The following is a 19,923-nucleotide window of genomic DNA, read 5'->3' as shown; positions in this document are numbered from 1 at the left end:
AGCGAAGATGGCACGTGCGGTCGGTATCGACCTCGGCACGACGAACTCCTGCGTCAGCGTCCTGGAGGGCGGTGAGCCCACCGTCATCGCCAACGCTGAGGGCTCGCGGACGACCCCTTCGATCGTCGCGTTCGCCCGCAACGGCGAGGTGCTCGTCGGTGAGGTCGCCAAGCGCCAGGCGGTGACGAACCCGGACCGGACGATCCGTTCGGTCAAGCGGGAGATCGGCACCAACTGGTCCGTCGACATCGACGGCAAGAAGTACACCCCGCAGGAGATCTCGGCCCGGACGCTGATGAAGCTCAAGCGGGACGCCGAGGCCTACCTGGGCGAGCAGATCACCGATGCGGTGATCACCGTCCCGGCGTACTTCAACGACGGCCAGCGTCAGGCCACCAAGGAGGCCGGTGAGATCGCTGGCTTCAACGTGCTGCGGATCGTCAACGAGCCGACCGCGGCGGCCCTGGCGTACGGGCTGGACAAGGGCTCCAAGGAGCAGACCGTCCTGGTCTTCGACCTCGGTGGTGGCACCTTCGACGTGTCGCTGCTGGAGTTGGCCGAGGGCGTCATCGAGGTCAAGTCGACGAGCGGTGACAACCTGCTCGGCGGTGACGACTGGGACCAGCGGATCATGGATCACCTGGTCAAGACCTTCCGTGGCGAGCACGGCATCGACCTGTCGCAGGACAAGATGGCGATGCAGCGGCTCAAGGAGGCGGCCGAGAAGGCCAAGATCGAGCTGTCCGCCGCCACCACCACCAACATCAACCTGCCGTACATCACCGCCGGTGCGGCCGGTCCGCTGCACCTGGACGTGACGCTGAGCCGGGCCGAGTTCCAGCGCATGACGCAGGACCTGCTGGACCGCTGCAAGGTCCCGTTCGAGCAGGCCGTCAAGGACGCCGGGATCAAGGTCGCCGACGTCGACCACGTGATCCTGGTCGGCGGCTCGACCCGGATGCCGGCCGTGACCGACCTGGTCAAGCAGCTCACCGGCCGGGACCCGAACAAGGGCGTCAACCCGGACGAGGTCGTCGCCGTCGGCGCCGCCCTCCAGGCCGGCGTGCTCAAGGGTGAGGTCAAGGACGTCCTGCTGCTCGACGTGACCCCGCTGAGCCTGGGCATCGAGACCAAGGGCGGCATCTTCACCAAGCTGATCGAGCGCAACACCACCATCCCGACCAAGCGCTCGGAGGTGTTCACCACCGCCGACGACAACCAGCCCTCGGTGCTGATCCAGGTCTTCCAGGGCGAGCGCGACATCGCCGCGTACAACAAGAAGCTCGGCACCTTCGAGCTGACCGGTCTTCCGCCGGCCCCGCGTGGCGTGCCGCAGATCGAGGTCACCTTCGACATCGACGCGAACGGCATCGTCAACGTCCACGCGAAGGACCTGGGCACCGGCAAGGAGCAGAAGATGACCATTACCGGCGGCTCCTCGCTGCCGAAGGATGACATCGAGCGGATGCGCCGGGACGCCGAGGAGCACGCGGAGGAGGACAAGCGTCGTCGCGACGAGGCGGAGGCCCGCAACGTGGCCGAGGCCCTGCAGTGGCAGACCGAGAAGTTCCTCGCCGAGAACGGTGACAAGCTCCCCGCCGAGAACCGCGAGAAGCTCAACGAGGCCCTCGGTGAGCTGCGTGGTGCCCTCGGTGGCAGCGATATCGATAAGATCAAGTCGGCGCACGAGCGGCTGGCGCAGGTCTCCCAGGAGGCGGGCTCGCTGCTCTACGCCCAGCAGGGTGAGCAGGCTGAGGCAGGCGGCGCTGCTGGTGGTGCCGGTGCCGCTGGCGCGGCCGGTGCGGCCGGCGCTGGTCAGGCCGGCGCGCGGCCCGGTGCCGACGACGTGGTCGACGCGGAAATCGTCGACGAGGACAAGAAGTGACGGTCCGGACGACGCAGGCTCACGGGCAGAGGGATGAGGTAGTCGTATGACGGAGAAGCCACGAGCCGCTGACCCGGGTGACACCGGGTCGGCGCCGGGTGGCTCGGCGTCGGAGCCGGCCGCCGGCGATGCGCCGCGAGTCGTCATCCGCAACAACCGCAAGATCAGCCAGACCTCCGAGCCGGAGGGCGCGGCTGCCGACGCCGGGTCGGATGTTCCGGCCGAGGGTCTGGTCGAGGATGCCGAGGTGGTGGTCGACGCCATCCAGGTCGAGGCCGCCGCGTTGAGCGAACCGGCCACCGACGGGCCACCGGTGGTGGACTCTCCGGCCAGTCCGGTCGGCGAGCCCACGACCGAGAAGGCGTCGGACGGGGCGACCGGCGGGCTCGGTGCCGAGCTGGCGGCGCTGCGCTCCGATCTTGACGAGCGCACCCGGGACCTGCAACGGGTCACGGCCGAGTACGCCAACTACCGCAAGCGGGTCGAGCGCGACCGTGGGCTGGTCACCGAGCAGGCGACCGGCTCCGTGCTGGCCGCGCTGCTGCCGATCCTGGACGACCTGGACCGGGCCCGGGAGCACGGCGACCTGGTCGGTCCGTTCGGTTCGGTGGCCGAGCAGCTGATCGCCGCGTTGGGCAAGTTCGGCCTGACTCCCTTCGGCGAGCAGGGCGATCCGTTCGACCCGACGCGGCACGAGGCGGTGGCCCACCAGACCTCGCCCGACGTCACCGAACCGACCTGCGTGCAGGTGATGCGACGGGGCTACCAGATGGGCGAGCGACTGCTGCGGCCGGCGATGGTCGCGGTGGCCGATCCGGAATAGTGCGCGACGGTGACCGGGGGCGTCCCGTCCGCCGATCGACGGCGGACGGGACGGCCCCGGCCCGGCAGTGGGGAGGAGGTGGACGTTGAGTTCCAAGGACTGGATCGAGAAGGACTACTACGCGGTCCTGGGCGTGGCGAAGACCGCCTCCGCTGATGAGATCAAAAAGGCGTACCGGAAGCTGGCCCGGGAGTCGCACCCGGACCACAACCCCGGTGACCCCAAGGCCGAGGAGCGCTTCAAGGCGGTCTCCGAGGCGTACGCGGTGCTGGGCGACGACACCAAGCGCCGCGAGTACGACGAGATGCGGTCGCTGTTCGGCTCGGGCGCGTTCCGCCGGGGCGCCCGCCAGCCGGGCCAGCCCGGCGGGATGCCCTTCGACGTCTCCGACCTGTTCGGCGGGGGAACTCCCGGCGGAGGCGGTCGGTTCGCCGGCGGCAACATCTCCGACCTGTTCAGTTCGATCTTCACGGGCGGCCAGGGTGGCGGCGCCGGGGGCGGTGCGCCCGGTCCGGCGCGCGGGCGGGACGTCGAGACCGAGGTGGCGCTCGACTTCGACGACGCGGTGCGGGGCGTGACCCTGCCGCTCACGCTGCGGGCCCCCGGGGTCTGCGACACCTGCCACGGCAATGGTGCCAAGCCGGGCACCCAGCCGAGGGCCTGTCCGGTCTGCCACGGTGCCGGGGTGACCACCCGCAACCAGGGTGCCTTCAGCTTCTCCGAGCCGTGCCGCAACTGTCAGAGCGTCGGCACCGTCGTCGACGAGAAGTGCCCGGAGTGCCAGGGCACCGGCGGCGTCACCAAGACCCGTACGCTCAACGTCCGCTTCCCGGCGGGGGTGGCCGACGGCCAGCGGATCCGGCTGGCCGGCCGGGGCGAGCCGGGCACCCGCGGCGGCCCGGCAGGTGACCTGTTCGTGCACGTCAAGGTTCGGCCCGACGACCTGTTCGGGCGCACCGGCGACGACCTCACCCTGACCGTCCCGATCACCTTCACCGAGGCGGTACTCGGCACGGATCTGCGGGTGCCGACCCTCGACGGCGCGGTGACCCTGCGGGTGCCGCCGGGTACGCCGAGCGGGCGGGTCCTGCGGGCTCGGGGCAAGGGAGTGAGTCGCCGGGACGGGCAGACCGGCGATCTGCTCGTCACGCTGGACGTGGTGGTGCCCGCCGGGATCTCCGACGAGGCGCGGACGGCCCTGGAGACGTTCGCGGCGCACACCCCGCCGGCGGCTCGGGAACATCTCGACGCCCGGGTGCGTCGGTTCAGTTGACTCGGTGAAGCGGTGCGGAGGTGAGCGGCATGGACGGGTTCGTCGGTTCGGATGACCCCGCCTACGAGGCCAAGGTGCTGATGATCTCGGTTGCGGCGCGGATGGCAGGGATGCACCCGCAGACGCTGCGTCAGTACGACCGGCTGGGCCTGGTTCAGGCCGGCCGGGCAGCGGGTGGCGGGCGGCGGTACAGCGTCCGGGACGTGGTGCTGCTGCGCGAGGTGCAGCGGCTCAGCCAGGACGACGGGGTCAACCTTGCCGGGATCAAGCGGATCATCGGTCTGGAACGGCTGTTGGAGCAGGCCCAGCACCGGGTCGCCCAGTTGGAGGCCGAGCTGGAGGCCGCGTACCGGCGGATGGCCGAACTGGAGTCGCTGGCCCGCTTCCCCGGTCGCGATCTGGTGCCGACCAACCAGACCTCCACCGCCTTGGTGGTCTGGCGTCCCCGCCGCAACCCCGACCGCTGACCACCAGTTCGAAGATCGCGCTCGATCACGGATCGGGTGGCCCGGCACGACCGCCGGGCCACTCGATCCAGGATCGAGCGCGATCACTTTTTCCGGCGGGAGGAATTCGTTTCGGACCTGTTTCGGCAAATCCGAGCGGGAGACAGGTTGTCTTCGTTAGCCTCCACGTTAATGGTCTAACTATCCCAATCCGGACTCGGCGGGGGGAGCCATGGCGGATTCGGCGAAGAAGGTGGCCGAAGCGGCGGAGCACCGGCTCGACAACCTGGCCGAGAACGTACGGGAACGGTTCAACCGGCTCACCAAGGGCCGCTTTTCCGACCAGGTCAAGTCCGGCCGCTTCGGCGGCGACACCAACAGGCCCGGCGACCGGAATGCCAGCGGCAGCCGGAGCGTTCGGCCTGTGCAGAGCGGTCGTGGCGGTCACGGCGCCGGCCAGGCGCGCACCGACCAGCATCGACGCGAGCGAGGCGGATCGCACTGACGATCCGCCGACGTGCGGGCCGGGAGCCACGGGGGGTCCCGGCCCGTTCGCGTGAGCTCACCTCACCGAGTCGACCGGCCACCCAGCCGCCCTTGCCCTGAGCAGGCGCGGAGCTGACGGCCTGCCCTGAGCAGGATCAGAGTCGGCGGCCCTCGCGGACCAGGCCGCCCTCACACCACTCGCGGTAGACGAACAGCTCCGGACGGGTCAGCAGCACCCGGCTGTTGTGCGCCCAGGTACGCATCATCTCGTCACCGTTGCGCTCGGCCTGGTCCACCAGCTTGCGGAAGCGCCGCCGAGGATGCGCCCGGAAGTTCGTCCGGATCCCGTCCGCGGCGTAGATGTAGAGGCAGTGCAGGGCGAACCGTCGCGCCGGACAGGTCGGGTCCATGGCCAGGTCGAACAGCGTCATCACCAGCCGGTCGCCGGAGACCAGCAGGTCCCAGTCCGGTGGCATGGAGGTCAACGGCACCGAATCGGGGTTGTAGGCCCACGACCGCAACTCCGCCGGGGACGGGTCGACGGGGTTGGCGAAGCCGTGGAACGTTGACTCCTGCACGCTCACCGGCCAACCTTCCGCTCTGCCCGCGGGGGCGTCGTCCGCTCTCCGCGAACCCTGGCTGCTGGGGCGACACGGTAACGCGGTACCGGTCAGTACGGGTAGCCCCTCCCGGAAGCAAATCTCCGCCCGTTGGCCGGGCCGCATCCTCCGGACGGCCGACCCGCGGTAGCCGATGGCCGGACTCCGTCATCATGTCGTGGCGTACCCCGACGCCCGGTAGGGCGGCCTGATGCCACGAACAGGGCTCAGGCTACTTCCGTGACGGAGGCTGAATGACTACCCGCCGACATCGTTGGATGGCGATGGCCGCCCTGGTGCCGACGCTGGCGGGCTGCTCGATCGGAGACATCCGCCGCCCGCCGCCCACGCCGACCCCGGTGCCGTCGAGCGCGGCGCCGTCAAGTCCGCCGCAGATCGCGGAGGTCCGCGGGAGTCGGCTCGCCGTACCGCGACAGTACGACCGGCCGTACGTCGAGTTCGTCGACGCCTTGCGGGGTTACGCCCTCTTCGGCTCCTGCGACGGCCAGCCACCCGGCCGGAACTGTCCCGCCCTGCTCTGGTCCACCGGCGACGGGGGACGTTCCTGGCAGCGGCTGCGGCACCCGAAGCCGGTGGCCGACAACCAGCAGTTGTACACCGCGCCGGGACTGCTGGCCCTGTGGGCCGAACCGTACGGCTGGTGGACGTCCACCGACGACGGCGGGACCTTCCGGCACAGCCCGGGTGACGTCGCGCCCCCGCAGTGGCGGGCCACCCAGGGCAGGTTCCAGATCAGCGAGAAGACGGGCAAGGTCGGCCGCTGGACCGGCCGGACGCTGCGTCCGCTGGCCACCCAACCGCCGCTGCCCGCGCTGAACGCGGTGGCCCTCGGTGACGCGGTGACCGTGCGGGACGGCACCCGGTACGAGGGGCCGCTGGTGGCGGCCGGGGCGGGCGAGGACGGCCGGCCGTACGCGGCGATCTCCTGGGACGAGGGGCGCAGCTGGGAGCCGACCACACTGCCCGCACCCGACGGCGAGGTGTGGCTGCTGCGGGCGGAGCCGGTGGCCGGCGAGCTCTGGCTGATCGGTGAGCGGCCGGACCGGATCAGCTTTCCGGCGCTGTGGCGACTCGAAGGCGCCTCCTGGCAGCGGGTACGCGCCGAGGGACAGCCGGGAGCCGGCCGAGCCGTTCCGCTGGGCGCCGGGGTGGTGGCGGTGGTCAGCTCACGGGGCGCGGGAGCGCTGCTCGGCGGCCGGTACGTCGACCTGCCCCGCTGGCCGTTGACCGACCGGCATTACCTGCGACGGCTGCCCGACGGCACCCTGTTCGCGGGCACGTCGGAGACCATGCTGCTCGGCATCGGGCACATCGCTGACCGCAGCTGGGTGGAAGTGGTGCTGGAGACGACCTGAATCGCTGTTGGCGTGGGATAGCTCACACCGTTAGAGTTGAGCGGAATAGACTCAACTCTGGTTCTGTCGGTACCAGTGGACACGCCGATCCAGGGGAGCCCATGAACACCGAACGCCTCACCACCCGCAGCCGCGAGACCATCACCGGCGCCGTCGCCCTGGCCAACCAGCGCGGGCACGCCACCGTGGAGCCGTGGCACCTGCTGCTGTCGTTGCTCGACACCGAGGGTTCGACCGCTGCCGGCCTGCTGCGCGCCGTCGGGGCCGACCCCGCCGAGCTGCGCCGAGTCACCCAGCGGGCCCTCGACGCGCTGCCCGCCGCACGGGGTTCCAGCATCGCCGAGCCGACCCTGGCCCGTGAGTTCGTCAACGCCATCGGTGCGGCCGAGCAGATCGCCCGCCCGCTCGGCGACGAGTACACCTCCACCGAGCACCTGCTGGCCGGGCTGGCCCGGGTCGGCGGTGCCGTCTCCGGGGCGCTGAAGGCCGCCGGTGCCACCGAGGAGACGCTTGTCGCCGCCTTCCCGAAGGTGCGGGGCGGGGACCGCCGGGTCACCAGCGCCGACCCGGAGCAGACCTACCAGGCCCTGGCCAAGTACGGGGTCGACCTGACCGCGAGCGCCCGCGACGGCAAGATCGACCCGGTGATCGGCCGGGACTCCGAGATCCGTCGGGTGATCCAGGTGCTGTCCCGGCGCACCAAGAACAACCCGGTGCTGATCGGCGAACCGGGCGTCGGCAAGACCGCCATCGTGGAGGGCCTGGCCCAGCGCATCGTCGCCGGAGACGTACCCGAGTCGCTGCGCGACAAGAAGCTCGTCTCGCTCGACCTCGGCGCGATGGTCGCCGGTGCGTCGTACCGGGGGCAGTTCGAGGAGCGGCTCAAGTCCGTCCTGGAGGAGATCAAGAACTCCGACGGGCAGGTCATCACCTTCCTCGACGAGCTGCACACGGTCGTCGGTGCCGGCAAGGGCGAGGGCTCGATGGACGCCGGCAACATGCTCAAGCCGATGCTGGCCCGCGGTGAGCTGCGCATGGTCGGTGCGACCACGCTCGACGAGTACCGCGAGCACATCGAGAAGGACCCGGCCCTGGAGCGCCGCTTCCAGCCGGTGCTGGTCGGTGAGCCCACCGTCGAGGACACCATCGGCATCCTGCGCGGGCTCAAGGAGCGCTACGAGGTGCACCACGGCGTACGCATCACCGACGCCGCCCTGGTCGCTGCCGCCGCGCTCTCCGACCGGTACATCACCGACCGGTTCCTGCCGGACAAGGCGATCGACCTGGTCGACGAGTCGGCGTCCCGGCTCCGGATGGAGATCGACTCCCGGCCGGTCGAGGTGGACGAGATCGAGCGGGCGGTCCGCCGGCTCGAAATCGAGGAGATGGCGCTGGCCAAGGAGCCGGACGCCGCCTCCGCCGAGCGCCTCGAACGGCTGCGCAAGGAGTTGGCCGACAAGCGCGAGCAGCTCACCGCCCTGTCCGAGCGGTGGAAGCTGGAGAAGACCCACATCACCAAGCTCTCCACCGCCAAGGAGGAGTTGGAGCGCCTCGGTGGCGAGGCCGAGCGGGCCGAGCGCGACGGCGAGCTGGAACGCGCCGCCGAGCTGCGCTACGGCCGCATCCCGGCGCTGAACAACGAGCTGAAGCAGGCGGCGGAGGAGCTGGCCCGGCTCCAGGCCGACGGCGCGATGCTCAAGGAGGAGGTCGGCGCCGACGACATCGCCGCCGTGGTCGCCTCCTGGACCGGCATCCCCGCCGGCCGGCTGCTGGAGGGCGAGACCGCCAAGCTGCTGCGGATGGAGGAGTCGCTGCGCGAGCGGGTCGTCGGCCAGGCCGAGGCCGTCGGCGCGGTCTCCGACGCGGTACGCCGTGCCCGGGCCGGTGTCGCCGACCCGGACCGTCCGACCGGCAGCTTCCTCTTCCTCGGCCCGACCGGTGTCGGCAAGACCGAGCTGGCCAAGGCGCTCGCCGGGTTCCTCTTCGACGACGAGCGCGCCATGGTCCGCATCGACATGAGCGAGTACGGCGAGAAGCACTCGGTGGCCCGTCTGGTCGGTGCCCCACCCGGCTACGTCGGGTACGAGGAGGGTGGCCAGCTCACCGAGGCGGTACGCCGCCGGCCCTACTCGGTGATCCTGCTGGACGAGGTGGAGAAGGCCCACCCGGACGTCTTCGACGTCCTGCTCCAGGTGCTCGACGACGGCCGGCTCACCGACGGTCAGGGGCGTACCGTCGACTTCCGCAACGCCATCCTGATCCTCACCTCGAACCTGGGATCGTCGGTGATCAGCGACCTGACCCTCGCCGAGGAGCAGCGGCGTGAGGGTGTGCTCGCGGTGGTCCGGTCGCACTTCAAGCCGGAGTTCCTCAACCGGCTCGACGACATCGTGGTCTTCGCCGCCCTCCAGGGCGACGACCTGCGGGCCATCGTGGACATCCAGATCGCCCGGCTGCGCCGCCGGCTCGCCGACCGCCGGTTGACGCTGGACGTCACCGACGCTGCGCGCACCTGGCTCGCCGAGCACGGGTACGACCCGATCTACGGTGCCCGGCCGCTGCGCCGGTTGGTCCAGTCCGCGATCGGTGACCAGCTCGCCAAGGCGCTGCTCGCCGGCAAGATCCGAGACGGCGACACCGTACGGGTCGACCTCGCCGACACCAAGGACGGCCTATCGGTCACCGCCGCCTGACCGCCGAACCACCCACCACGGGCCCGCGTCCTCGCGACGCGGGCCCGTCGTCGTCAGCGGCGCGGGTCGCCCGCGGAACAGGGCGTGCGCCGCCCGTGGGTCCGGGTCAGGATGGAGACATGTTCGCGATGGGACGACAGCACGACGAGTTGGCGGATGCGGCCGCGGCCCTCGCCAACGCGGAGACGGTCACCTTCGGTGGGGTGGGGCTGGCCGGAACCATGTTGCCGGAGACCGAGGCCTACCAGCGGATCGAGGAGCTGGCGGCCGACCGCCCCGAAGAGGTACGCGGGCAGCTCGAACGCCTGCTGTCGACGGGCACACCAGCCGCCCGGGTGTACGCGGCCACTCTCCTGGAACGGCTCGATCCGGCAGCCGGACAGGCGGCCTGGGCCGGGCTGCGCGCCGATCCCGCACAGCTGCAGACCGCCACCGGCTGCGTGCTGGACAGCACCACCGTCGGTGCGTACGCCGCCAACCGGCTCGCCGAATCCTGAGCCCGTCGGTGGTCGCTTCGCGCCGAAGCATGGATTCATCTCGACTGATCGACCGCCGTTGCCGCAGGTGACGCGCGGTGCGGCCGGCACCTCAGGCGTGCCGAACTGGTCTGGTGCCGATACGGTGAAGCGCGTTCCCGAGAAGGAGAGAGATGGCTGATCCTCAGAGCACTCCGACCCGGTCTCGGCCGGGTGTGGTAACCCTATCCACCTATTTGCTGTGGTTGTTCGCGATCTGCCAGCTGATCAGCGCGATCATCACCCTGGCCACCATCGGCGCCGTCCGCGACGCGATGGAGGAGGCCCTGCAGGGCAGCAGCGCCGAAGGGCTGGAGGGGATCGCCGACCTGACGGTCGCCGTCGGTGTCGGCACCTCCATCTTCATGCTGGCGGCGGCGCTGGCACTGGCCGGTCTGGGCCTGGTGAACCTGCGGGGCAAGAACGGTTCGCGGATCGCCACCTGGATCGTCGGCGGCATCCTGTTCTGCTGCAACGGGTTCAACATGCTGGGCAGCCTGGGCGGTGGCCTTGCCACGCCGAGCGACACCAGCGGGGACATGCCCAGCGCGGAGGAGATCCAGCGCCGGGTCGAGGAGGCGCTGCCCTCCTGGGCGACTCCGGTCAGCATCCTGCTCGGCGTGATCAGCCTGATCTCGCTGCTGGTGGCGCTGATCCTGCTGGCGCTGCCGAAGGCCAACGAGTTCTTCCGTAAGCCGGCGGCGCAGTGGGAGCCGCCGACTCCCGGCGCCGCCTACCCCGGCTACCCGGCCCAGCCGGGTTATCCGGCTCAGCCGGGCTACCCTGGCCAGCCTGGCCAGCCCGGCCAGCCGGGCTACCCGGGCCAGCAGGGTTACCCGGGTCAGCCGGGCTACCCCGGCCAGCCCGGTGAACCCGGCTATCCGGCGGCGCCCGGCCAGTCCGCCGAGCCCGGCTATCCGGCGACGCCCGGCCAGCCGCCGCAACAGTCCGGTGAGCCCGGCTACCCGCCGATCCCGGGACAGACGTCCTCGGGCCCGTCGGGCGAGCAGGGCGGCCAGAATCCGCCGGGGCAACCGGGCGATCAGCCGCCCAGCGGCAACTCCAACTGATCGAGGCTGATCGGCTGGTCGAGCCCCGGTCCGGCCCGGACGGCCCGCGCCGGGGCCTCGACACGCCCGAACCGCCGAGACTGTGACGGTCCCTCCGAGTAGGTTGCTTCCCGAACGCCTACCGGAGGGACTCGTCGTGTCGTACCCCGAACAGGTGCCGGTCGGTCGGCCTGCCGCGGTCCGGCTCGCTGTGGCGGTGCTGGCGGTGATGGCGCTCGGTGCCCTCGGTTACGCGCTGGCGGGCCTGATCGCGTTCGGCGGCATCGGCGACCGGCTGCGTGCCGCGGCCGCCGGCAGTTCGCAGAGCGGCAGTGAGATCGACGCGATGGCCACCCTCCTGCGGACCTCGGTCCTGCTGTCGACGGTGGTGAGTGCGCTCGCCGGGTTCCTGCTCGCCGGCCTCGCGCTCGGTGTGGCGGCAGGCCGATCCGGTGCCCGGGTGGGCACCTGGGTGATCGCCGGCTTCGGTGTGTCGTTCGGCTGCTGCGGCCTGCTGGTTCAGCTCATCCAGTACTTCACACCGTTGAATCTCCGCAACGATCCGTCCCTCACCGAGCTGTTCGGTCTGGCCGCGGACGGCTACCCGCCCTGGTGGATTCCGCTCACCGTGACCCTTTCGGTCGCCCAGGTGCTCGGTTACCTTGTGGTAGCCGTACTGCTGGCCCTGCCTTCGGTCGGTCCCTGGTTCCGCCGCCGCTCGGCACCTGCGGCGACGCCGCCTCCGCCGGGCGGCGCACCGCCGTACCAGCCTTATCCGCCGCCCGGGGCAGCGCCGCCGCCCTCCTATCCGCCGAGGTGAGCAGTCCCGTGACCGTGCCGTCCGACCAGCCGACCGCCGGTCGCTGGGCGCTGATCACCGGAGCGACCGCAGGCATCGGAGCGGCCTTCGCCGGTCGACTGGCCGCCGACGGGTGGCACCTGGTGCTGGTGGCCCGGGACGGGACCCGGCTCGCTGCTCAGGCCGCCGAGCTGACCGGCCGGTACGGCGTGGAGACCGAGACCATCGCCGCCGACCTGTCCACTGACGACGGTTGTGCGCAGGTGGAGCAACGAGTCGCCGCGACCCCGCCCGTCGAGTTGCTTGTCAACAATGCGGGGATCAGTCTGAACACGCCGTTCCTGCGATCGTCGGTGGCGGACGAGACCCGGTTGCTCCGGCTCAACGTGCACGCCGTCATGCGGCTCACCCTTGCTGCGCTGGTCACGATGACCGAACGGCGGAACGGGGCAGTGATTAATGTCTCGTCCGTCGCCGGGTTCGGCGCGCTCATGCCCGGATCGACGTACTCGGCGAGCAAGGCGTGGGTGACCAACTTCAGTGAGTCGGTGGGCCAGTCCGCGCGCCCGTTCGGCGTACGGGTGATGGCGCTCTGCCCCGGCTACACGCGTACCGAATTTCATCAGCGAGCCGGCATCGACATGTCGAAAACCCCGGAATGGATGTGGCTCAACGCCGCCGACGTGGTCGACGATGCCTTACGTGACCTGGGAAAAGGCAAGTTCGTCAGTGTTCCGTCGTGGAAGTACAAGCTGGCCGTGGCGGGCCTGCGGCACGCGCCGCGTGGCCTGCTCGACCGGGTCGCCCGGGACACCCGTGGCCGCATCGGCCGGGACCGCGGCTGACTGACGCAGCTCCGTGGGCCGGAAACGACCGCCCCGAGGGTGGATCACTCGAATCACGGTGGCGGCTAACCGAGTGTAACGGGCATCGTCACTCATCGGTCGCCCGGACGGGTTGCCGCAGGTAGCCCGCGCACGCGGCACACAGGTGTGCGCAGTACCCTCTACCCCCATGGGGGACCACGACGACCTGCGTAAATTCATCTCTGACCTGGCTGTGGTCCACGGCCGGGTGGTGCTCTCCTCGGGGCGGGAGGCCGACTGGTATGTCGACCTCAGGCGCGTCACGCTCCATCACCAGGCGGCCCCGTTGGTCGGCCGGGTGATGCGGGACCTGACCGCCGACTGGTCGTACGACGCAGTGGGTGGTCTGACATTGGGAGCTGACCCGATCGCCCTGTCGATGCTGCACGCCACCGGGCGTCCGTTGGACGCTTTCGTGGTGCGCAAAACCGGCAAGGCGCACGGACTTCAGCGACGGATCGAAGGCCCTGATGTGGCCGGTCGTCGGGTGCTGGCGGTGGAGGACACCTCCACCACAGGTGGAAGTGTGTTGACCGCCGTCGAGGCTCTTCGCGAGGCCGGGGCCGATGTCGTGGGGGTGGCCGTTATCGTTGATCGTGGTGCCGGCGATGCGGTGCGAGCCGCCGGATTGCCCTATCGGGCGGCCTATACGTTGGCTGACCTCGGCCTTGTGGCGTAAAAGTTTGCCGATTCGGATCTGCTGATATGCAGGCGGATCGATGCTGCTGGTGGAAGGATGGAATACGTGGGAACTGCGTTGGCCGAAATGACTATGCCTCAGATCTCGCCGCTTGCCGGTGAGCCGATCGAACGCGCCGACGCCGAGCGGCTGGCGGGGGTCCTCAAGGCCCTTGCCGACCCCGCTCGGCTGCGGCTGCTCAGCCTGATCCAGTCGGCGCCCGAGGGCGAGGCGTGCGTGTGCGATCTGACCGCACCGCTCGGCCTCTCCCAGCCGACGGTCAGTCACCACCTCCGCATCCTCACCGAGGCCGGCTTGCTGGAGCGGGAGAAGCGCGGTGTGTGGGCCTACTACCGACTGGTCCCGAGCGCGATCGCCACGATCGCCGACCTGCTGACCCCGCCGCGTAAGCGGGCCACCAAGAAGGCTCGCTGACTCGCAGCCGTCTGGTGGCTGCCCACGGGTAGCCACCAGACGGCGGGTGTCAGTGCCGTTGAGGTGTCTCGTACGCCTCCTCGGTGAGATCCTGGGCGGCGCGGCGCAACCGTCGACGTTCGGCGACGACCATCGCCGTGACCACGGCGATGCCGACCAGGAACAGCGCGGTGATGGGCAGGATGTTGTCGCCCGGCGCGTGGAGGGTCCGCTCGTCGGACTGCCACGGCCAGAGTGCCCGAAGGCTGCCCAGCAGGGCACCGGACATGACCGCGAGGGTCATCCGGCGGTGCTGCTCCAACAGCCACTGAAGCAGCTTGACGAAGAGCGACAGGCCGATCACCATGCCGGTCGCGAAAATCGCCAGGTAGCCGAAGTCGCGGTCGTTCAACGCGGTGATCGTCGGCTCGTACAGGCCGACGGTCAGCAGCAGGAACGACCCGGACACCCCGGGCATCACCAGGGCACAGACCGCGATGGCCGCTGCCACCAGCACGACCAGCGGATGCGGGTCGAGAGTGGCCTGCGGCAGACCGGTCAGCGCGAACGCGCCCACCGCGGCGAGGACGAGGGCCGCGATCTCCTTGCGCCGCCACGGTGCGCCCACCATCGACACCGGCACCAGCACCGAGGCGAGTACCAGCCCGAGGAAGAGCCCTCGGGTCTGCTCCGGATAGTCGGTGAGTAGCGGTTCGAGGGTCTTCGCGGCGATCAGCAGGCCCGGCAGCATGCCGATCAGCAGCGGGACGACCACCTCCCAGTGCACCTGGCGAAGCTGCTGCCTGGCGCGGATCCCGCCGCGCCCGCGCGGCAGGTCCGACGCGGCGAACCGGATCGCGCTCACCACGTGGCCGGCAGAGGCGATGACCCGTTCGTACACGCCGGTGACCAGTGCGATCGTTCCGCCACTGATCCCTGGTACCGCCTCGGCCACACCGATGGCAGCGCCGCGTACCCCGTGCCCCAACCGTTCGCCAAATGCCACGAAGAATCCGTCCTGTCGGTCGCCCGGCCTGACCGAATGGCCTCCGGCGCGGCCACCCAGGCTACCGGTACGTGATCCGACGGCCTGGGCCGGTCACCGTCGAGGGTCGGCCGACCGGATCACAGTCGAGGGTCGACCGGCTCGGACTCGCAGGCCAGAATGGCGAAGACCAGCTCGTGTCGGCGCCACAGCGGTGCACCATCGGCCAGGGCATCCAGCGCCGCCAGGCCGAGCCCGTGCTCGCGCAGGGCCAGCCCCCGCTTGCGACCCAGCGACCGGCTCCGCAGCGCGGCCAACTGGGCCGGCTCGGTGTAGCTCGGGCCGTAGATGATCCGCAGATACTCCCGCCCCCGGCACTTGATGCCCGGCTGGAGCAGGGAACCCCGCTCGCTGCGGGCCGCCGGACCGGCGTACGGCTTGACGACCATGCCTTCGCCGCCGTCCGCGGTCAACGCCAGCCACCAGTCGGTGGCTTCGCGTACCGCCTCGGTGTCGGACAGGTCGACCACCTGACGACGGGTGGCGGTGAAGAACTCCGGGTCCGCCGCGCAGAGCCGGTCGGCCAGGGCGAGGTGCCAGCCGTGATCGCGGTCGGCGTAGCTCGCCTTCCGTCCCGCCAGTACCGCGAACGGTGCCAGGGTCACGCCGCGCAGACCCTCCGTCGGGCGTACGTACGCGCGATAGGCGGCCGAGTAGGCGAGCAGGTCGGCACGCTGACCGGCCACCCGATCGCGCAGAACACCGACATCCAGCCCACGGGCGGCCGCCGCGTCCAACGCCGCCAACGCTGCCGGCAGCGCCGCCCGACCGGCCGCGCCGACGCTCGCGTACTGCTCGCGGATCAGGCCACCGGCCTTGGCCGACCAGGGCAGCAGCTCGCAGTCGAGCAGCAACCAGTCGGTGTCCAACTCCTCCCAGAGCCCGGCGGCGGAGACCGCCGTGCGCACCCGGGCGAGCAGTTCAGTGTCCAGCGGGTCACCGAAGAAGGGCCGACCGGTGCGGGTGTGCACCACCCCGCCACCCGGACCGAACGGGCCGCCGTCGGCCTCCCGGCAGACCAGCACGACCGCGCGGGAGCCCATGTGCTTCTCCTCGCAGACCACCCGGTCCACCCCGGCCGCCCGGTAGTCGGCGAAAGCCTCCGCCGGGTGCTCCAGGTAACCGTCCAACTTCGAGGTCGAGCACGGTGCCATGGTGGGCGGCAGCCAGGCCAGCCAGCGCGGGTCGACCGCGAAGCGGCTCATCACCTCCAACGCGGCGGCGGCGTTCTCCGCCGGCACGGTGAGCGAGCCGTACGGGTGCTCCACGTGCCGTCGGCCGACCACGTCGGTCAGCTCCAGCACCTCGTCGGGGCGGGCCGGTGCGGCGGTCAGCGGGCGGACCGGGGCGTACCACTCACGCTCCGCCGGCACCGCCACCAGTTCCCGTTCCGGGTAGCGCAGCGCGGTCAGCCGGCCGCCGAAGACGCAGCCGGTGTCGATGCAGATGGTGTTGTTGACCCACTCCGGCTCCGGGGTGGGGGTGTGACCGTAGACCACCGTCGCCGAGCCCCGGTACTCCCGCGCCCACGGGTAGCGCACCGGCAGGCCGTACTCGTCGGTCTCGCCGGTGGTCTCGCCGTACAGCGCGAACGCACGTACCCGGCCGGAGGCCCGGCCCTGGTACTCCTCCTTCAGCCCGGCGTGCGCCACCACCAGCCGGCCGCCGTCGAGCACGTAGTGGCTGACCAGGCCGTCGACGAAGGTCGCCACCTCGGTGCTGAAGTCGTCCGGCTCGGCGGCCAACTGCTCAAGCGTCTCCGCCAGACCGTGGGCCACCTTCACGTTGCGCCCGCGCAGCTTGCGCAGCAGCTTCTGCTCGTGGTTGCCCGGCACGCAGAGCGCGTGCCCGGCCGCGACCATGCCCATCACCAGGCGGAGCACGCCCGGGGAGTCCGGGCCGCGGTCCACCAGGTCACCGACGAACACGGCGGTACGCCCCGCCGGGTGCGTGGCGTCCACCGCCCGACCCGCCTCGTCGCGGTGCAGCTGCCAGCCCAGCCGACCGAGCAGCGACTCCAGTTCGGCGCGGCAGCCGTGCACGTCACCGACGATGTCGAACGGCCCGGTCAGCTCCCGCCGGTCGTTGAACAGCCGCTCGAAGCGGATCTGCGCCGTGTCGATCTCGTCGACCCCTCGCAGCACGTGCACCTTGCGGAAGCCCTCCCGAGCCAGCTGCGCGTACGTCCGGCGCAGGTCGCGGGACATCCGGGCGAGCACCTGCTTGCCGAAGGTGCGGTCGGCCCGGGCCTCGGTACGCGCCCAGGCCAGCGCCTCCGGCACGTCCAGCACGATGGCCACCGGCAGGACGTCGTGCTCGCGGGCCACCCGGACCAGGGCGGCCCGGGCGTGCGGCTGGAGGTTTGTCGCGTCGACCACGGTCAACCGACCCGCCCGCAGCCGCTTGCCCGCCACGTAGTGCAACGCGTCGAAGGCGTCCGCGGAGGCGGACTGGTCGTTCTCGTCGTCGGCGACCATCGCCCGGAAGGCGTCGGACGAGAGCACCTGACTGGGCGCGAAGTGCCGGCGGGCGAACGTGGACTTGCCGGACCCGGAGACGCCGACCAGCGCCACCAGCGCCAACTCCGGAACATCCAGTACCGCCACCACGCCTCCTTGAAAGGAAGGGCCCCTTCTTAACGCCTCCGGTAGAGCAGGGGACCCTTGTTAACACTCAGGTTCGGGTGAACACGGCCAGCTGGGTCGGCGCGCCGACCTGCGGGTCGTCGTCGCCGACACCGCGTACGACGGCGGAGTAGCCGTACGTCGCACCGATCCGGTCCACCCACTCGGCGAACTCGGCACGGGTCCATTCGAAGCGGTGGTCGGAGTGCCGGAACGCGCCCGCCGCGAGACCCTCGTACCGGACGTTGTGCTCGACGTTGGGCGTGGTCAGCACGACCGTGGCCGGTCGGGCGTAACCGAAGACCGCGTCCTCCAACGCCGGCAGGCGAGGCGGATCGAGATGCTCGATCACCTCCATCAGTACGGCGGCGTCGTACCCGCGCAGCCGCTCGTCCCGGTAGGTCAGCGCGGACTGGTGCAGGGTGACCCGGTTGCGCTGCCGCTCGGGCAGCCGGTCCAGTCGGATCCGGCGAGCGGCCAGGCCGAGCGCCTGGGTGGAGACGTCGGTGCCGACGATCTCGGTGAACCGGCGGTCCCCGATCAACGTGGCCAGCAGCGCACCGCCGCCGCAGCCCAGGTCAAGTACGCGCTGTGCACCGGCCTCGACAAGCGCGGCGTGCACCGCCTCCCGACGCCGGGCGGCCAGTGACGCCCGAGGTGCCTGGGCCGGTCGGTCCTCCGCGCCGTCCTCGAGGCCCGGCTCGTCGGTGGGGCACTGCGCGGCCAGCCGCTCCAACGCCTGACCGGCCAGGGCCCGCCGGTGGGCCAGGTAGCGACGCACGATCAGCCCTCGCTCCGGGTGGCCGGCGAGCCAACCGGCACCGACCCGCAGCAGCTTGTCCACCTCGTCCGGGGCCACCCAGTAGTGCTTGGCGTCGTCCAGCACGGGCAGCATGACGTACAGGTGGTTGAGGGCGTCGGCGACCCGGAGCGTGCCGGTGAGGGTGAGGTCGACGTAGCGGCTCTCGCCCCACTGCGGGTGCTGCTCGTCGAGCGTGATGGCGGTGGCGGTCACCGTCCAGCCGAGCGGGCCGAACAGTCGGGTGGCCACCTCGGCACCGCCCCGGCAGCGCAGCACGGGCACCCGGATCTCCAGCGGGATGCTGGTGGCCGCCAACTCCGGCCGGTCCCGGGACTCGCCGCGCAGCGCCGACCGGTACACCCGCGACAGCGCCGAGGCGAGCAGGCTGGACGCGGCGTACGGCCGGTCGTTGACGTACCGCCCGAGGGTGAAGCTCTCCGGGGTCGCGGTCGGCTGCCGCCCACGGCCCCGGCCCCGCGCGGCGGCCAGCTTCGCCGGGTCGACGTCAAGCAGGAGAGCGGCGGTGCACCGCGCCTCGTCGGCATGCGGATAGAACACGTGCGCCGTACCGACCGGCACGTCGAAGGCGTGCGTCCGGTCGGGATGCTTGACCAGCAGGTGACCGAGATCGGTCGCCGGTCGGTGCGTCGTGGTCAGGGTCAGCAGCACCGGGCAATGGTGTCAGCTCCGCCGATCTTGCGTCGTCCCGTTTTCGGCCGGTCCTGCACCGACGCTGCGGTACCCGTCGATCAGCGGTAGTCGTCCTCGTCGGCGGCGACCACCCGGGCCTGCTCCATCGCGTCCCAGTCGTCGACCTCGAAGCCGCGGTGCGGCTCGTCGTCGGCCCGGGTCGGGTCGACCACGGCGGCCTGCTCGATCGCGTCGGCCGGCTCAGCCTCCAGATCGCGCTCCTCCGGGCTGAGGTGGTCGCCGGGGGCGAAGTCCTCGTCAGGCTGACCCATTCGATGCCTCCGGGTAGTCGGTGGACGGTACCCACCCACGGTACGGGCTGCGCCCGCACCTCGCTGGCAACCGACCTGCCGGGCGCGTGAGGGTACGCCGTGACCGCAGGTCAGTCGGCCGAACCGACCCGCCGGTGGCCGCCCCGATGCCAGGATGTGGACGTGGGCTTCCTCATCCGACTGGCGACCACCGCCGTGGCACTGTGGGTCACCACGCTGATCGTGCCCGGAGTCGAGGTGACCGGACGCAGCGGCTACGACACCGCCTTCACCCTGCTCATCGTGGCGTTGATCTTCGGGGTGATCAATGCGGTGCTCAAGCCGCTGATCAAGGTGGTGGGCTGCGTCTTCTACCTGGTGACTCTCGGCCTGTTCGCGTTGGTGGTCAACGCGTTGTTGTTCCTGTTGACCGACTGGGTCGCCGGGGTGCTGAAACTGCCGTTCCATGTGAACGGTTTCTGGGCGGCCTTCTGGGGCGCCATCGTGATGGCAGTGGCCACCTGGCTGATCAGCGTCATCGTGCCCGACTCGACGGACCGGCGGTGAGCGCTCGGCGCGCTGGGCCGGTTGTGCCCGGCCGCACGAGC

19 protein-coding genes are annotated in these 19,923 nt (G+C 70.9%); 14 read left to right on the top strand and 5 right to left on the bottom strand.

All coding sequences use genetic code 11. The features are described 5' to 3' along the window. Nucleotides 1–7: 7 nt before the first annotated feature. The 5 genes from dnaK (at nucleotide 8) to JMF97_RS12435 (ending at nucleotide 4,932) form a co-directional block, all read left to right on the top strand. Nucleotides 8–1,885, top strand: coding sequence for a molecular chaperone DnaK (gene dnaK / locus JMF97_RS12455; protein WP_203221723.1), 1,878 nt, complete (start codon nucleotides 8–10; stop codon nucleotides 1,883–1,885). 46 nt (nucleotides 1,886–1,931) lie between these two features. Further along, nucleotides 1,932–2,708 (top strand): nucleotide exchange factor GrpE, encoded by a 777-nt coding sequence (grpE, locus tag JMF97_RS12450; RefSeq protein WP_203221722.1) that lies wholly within the window; start codon nucleotides 1,932–1,934, stop codon nucleotides 2,706–2,708. An 85-nt stretch (nucleotides 2,709–2,793) separates the two neighbouring features. Then, entirely contained in the window at nucleotides 2,794–3,981 is a 1,188-nt protein-coding gene (gene dnaJ / locus JMF97_RS12445) for a molecular chaperone DnaJ (protein WP_203221721.1), read from the top strand. A 29-nt stretch (nucleotides 3,982–4,010) separates the two neighbouring features. Next, nucleotides 4,011–4,448 (top strand): heat shock protein transcriptional repressor HspR, encoded by a 438-nt coding sequence (locus JMF97_RS12440; RefSeq protein ID WP_203221720.1) that lies wholly within the window; start codon nucleotides 4,011–4,013, stop codon nucleotides 4,446–4,448. Between the two features lie 211 nt (nucleotides 4,449–4,659). Beyond that, complete coding sequence (locus JMF97_RS12435; RefSeq protein WP_203221719.1) at nucleotides 4,660–4,932, top strand: hypothetical protein; 273 nt, start codon at nucleotides 4,660–4,662, stop codon at nucleotides 4,930–4,932. Nucleotides 4,933–5,068: 136 nt separating this feature from the next. Here the strand turns inward: JMF97_RS12435 and JMF97_RS12430 are convergent, their stop codons facing one another. After that, the gene (locus JMF97_RS12430; RefSeq protein WP_203221718.1) at nucleotides 5,069–5,497 is read right to left on the bottom strand and encodes a hypothetical protein; all 429 of its coding nucleotides are present in this window, start codon (nucleotides 5,495–5,497) and stop codon (nucleotides 5,069–5,071) included. A 269-nt stretch (nucleotides 5,498–5,766) separates the two neighbouring features. Between JMF97_RS12430 and JMF97_RS12425 the strand changes: the two genes are divergently transcribed. The 8 genes from JMF97_RS12425 to JMF97_RS12390 all read left to right on the top strand — a co-directional run bounded on the left by JMF97_RS12425 (nucleotide 5,767) and on the right by JMF97_RS12390 (nucleotide 13,924). Further along, complete coding sequence (locus tag JMF97_RS12425; RefSeq protein ID WP_203221717.1) at nucleotides 5,767–6,888, top strand: hypothetical protein; 1,122 nt, start codon at nucleotides 5,767–5,769, stop codon at nucleotides 6,886–6,888. A 101-nt stretch (nucleotides 6,889–6,989) separates the two neighbouring features. After that, a complete protein-coding gene (clpB, locus tag JMF97_RS12420) occupies nucleotides 6,990–9,581 on the top strand; it encodes an ATP-dependent chaperone ClpB (RefSeq protein WP_203221716.1) in 2,592 nt (863 codons plus the stop codon). 119 nt (nucleotides 9,582–9,700) lie between these two features. Then, nucleotides 9,701–10,078: a hypothetical protein gene (locus JMF97_RS12415; RefSeq protein ID WP_203221715.1), complete on the top strand. Its 378-nt coding sequence runs from the start codon at nucleotides 9,701–9,703 to the stop codon at nucleotides 10,076–10,078. Between the two features lie 152 nt (nucleotides 10,079–10,230). Then, nucleotides 10,231–11,166 (top strand): hypothetical protein, encoded by a 936-nt coding sequence (locus JMF97_RS12410; protein WP_238359244.1) that lies wholly within the window; start codon nucleotides 10,231–10,233, stop codon nucleotides 11,164–11,166. Nucleotides 11,167–11,302: 136 nt separating this feature from the next. After that, on the top strand, nucleotides 11,303–11,965 hold the full coding sequence (locus JMF97_RS12405; RefSeq protein ID WP_203221714.1) for a hypothetical protein: 663 nt from the start codon (nucleotides 11,303–11,305) through the stop codon (nucleotides 11,963–11,965). Nucleotides 11,966–11,979: 14 nt separating this feature from the next. Continuing rightward, nucleotides 11,980–12,789: an SDR family NAD(P)-dependent oxidoreductase gene (locus tag JMF97_RS12400; RefSeq protein ID WP_203221977.1), complete on the top strand. Its 810-nt coding sequence runs from the start codon at nucleotides 11,980–11,982 to the stop codon at nucleotides 12,787–12,789. Nucleotides 12,790–12,958: 169 nt separating this feature from the next. Beyond that, the gene (locus tag JMF97_RS12395; protein WP_203221713.1) at nucleotides 12,959–13,489 is read left to right on the top strand and encodes an orotate phosphoribosyltransferase; all 531 of its coding nucleotides are present in this window, start codon (nucleotides 12,959–12,961) and stop codon (nucleotides 13,487–13,489) included. A 57-nt stretch (nucleotides 13,490–13,546) separates the two neighbouring features. Then, nucleotides 13,547–13,924, top strand: coding sequence for an ArsR/SmtB family transcription factor (locus JMF97_RS12390; protein WP_007454255.1), 378 nt, complete (start codon nucleotides 13,547–13,549; stop codon nucleotides 13,922–13,924). Between the two features lie 49 nt (nucleotides 13,925–13,973). Here JMF97_RS12390 and JMF97_RS12385 read toward each other — a convergent pair whose 3' ends face one another. The 4 genes from JMF97_RS12385 to JMF97_RS12370 form a co-directional block, all read right to left on the bottom strand. Further along, the gene (locus JMF97_RS12385; RefSeq protein ID WP_203221712.1) at nucleotides 13,974–14,909 is read right to left on the bottom strand and encodes a DUF368 domain-containing protein; all 936 of its coding nucleotides are present in this window, start codon (nucleotides 14,907–14,909) and stop codon (nucleotides 13,974–13,976) included. 119 nt (nucleotides 14,910–15,028) lie between these two features. After that, nucleotides 15,029–17,554 (bottom strand): polynucleotide kinase-phosphatase, encoded by a 2,526-nt coding sequence (locus JMF97_RS12380; protein ID WP_203221711.1) that lies wholly within the window; start codon nucleotides 17,552–17,554, stop codon nucleotides 15,029–15,031. Nucleotides 17,555–17,621: 67 nt separating this feature from the next. Beyond that, nucleotides 17,622–19,043 carry a 3' terminal RNA ribose 2'-O-methyltransferase Hen1 gene (locus tag JMF97_RS12375; RefSeq protein WP_203221710.1) on the bottom strand — a complete coding sequence of 474 codons (1,422 nt, stop codon included), beginning with the start codon at nucleotides 19,041–19,043 and terminating at the stop codon, nucleotides 17,622–17,624. 80 nt (nucleotides 19,044–19,123) lie between these two features. Next, nucleotides 19,124–19,336, bottom strand: a complete 213-nt coding sequence (locus tag JMF97_RS12370; protein ID WP_013730832.1) for a hypothetical protein — start codon at nucleotides 19,334–19,336, stop codon at nucleotides 19,124–19,126. 162 nt (nucleotides 19,337–19,498) lie between these two features. Between JMF97_RS12370 and JMF97_RS12365 the strand changes: the two genes are divergently transcribed. Further along, complete coding sequence (locus tag JMF97_RS12365; RefSeq protein WP_203221709.1) at nucleotides 19,499–19,882, top strand: phage holin family protein; 384 nt, start codon at nucleotides 19,499–19,501, stop codon at nucleotides 19,880–19,882. The last annotated feature ends 41 nt before the right edge of the window (nucleotides 19,883–19,923 follow it).

This window comes from Micromonospora fiedleri, assembly GCF_016774385.1.
GTDB lineage: Bacteria > Actinomycetota > Actinomycetes > Mycobacteriales > Micromonosporaceae > Micromonospora > Micromonospora gifhornensis.
This window is presented reverse-complemented; position numbering and strand designations above follow the sequence as displayed.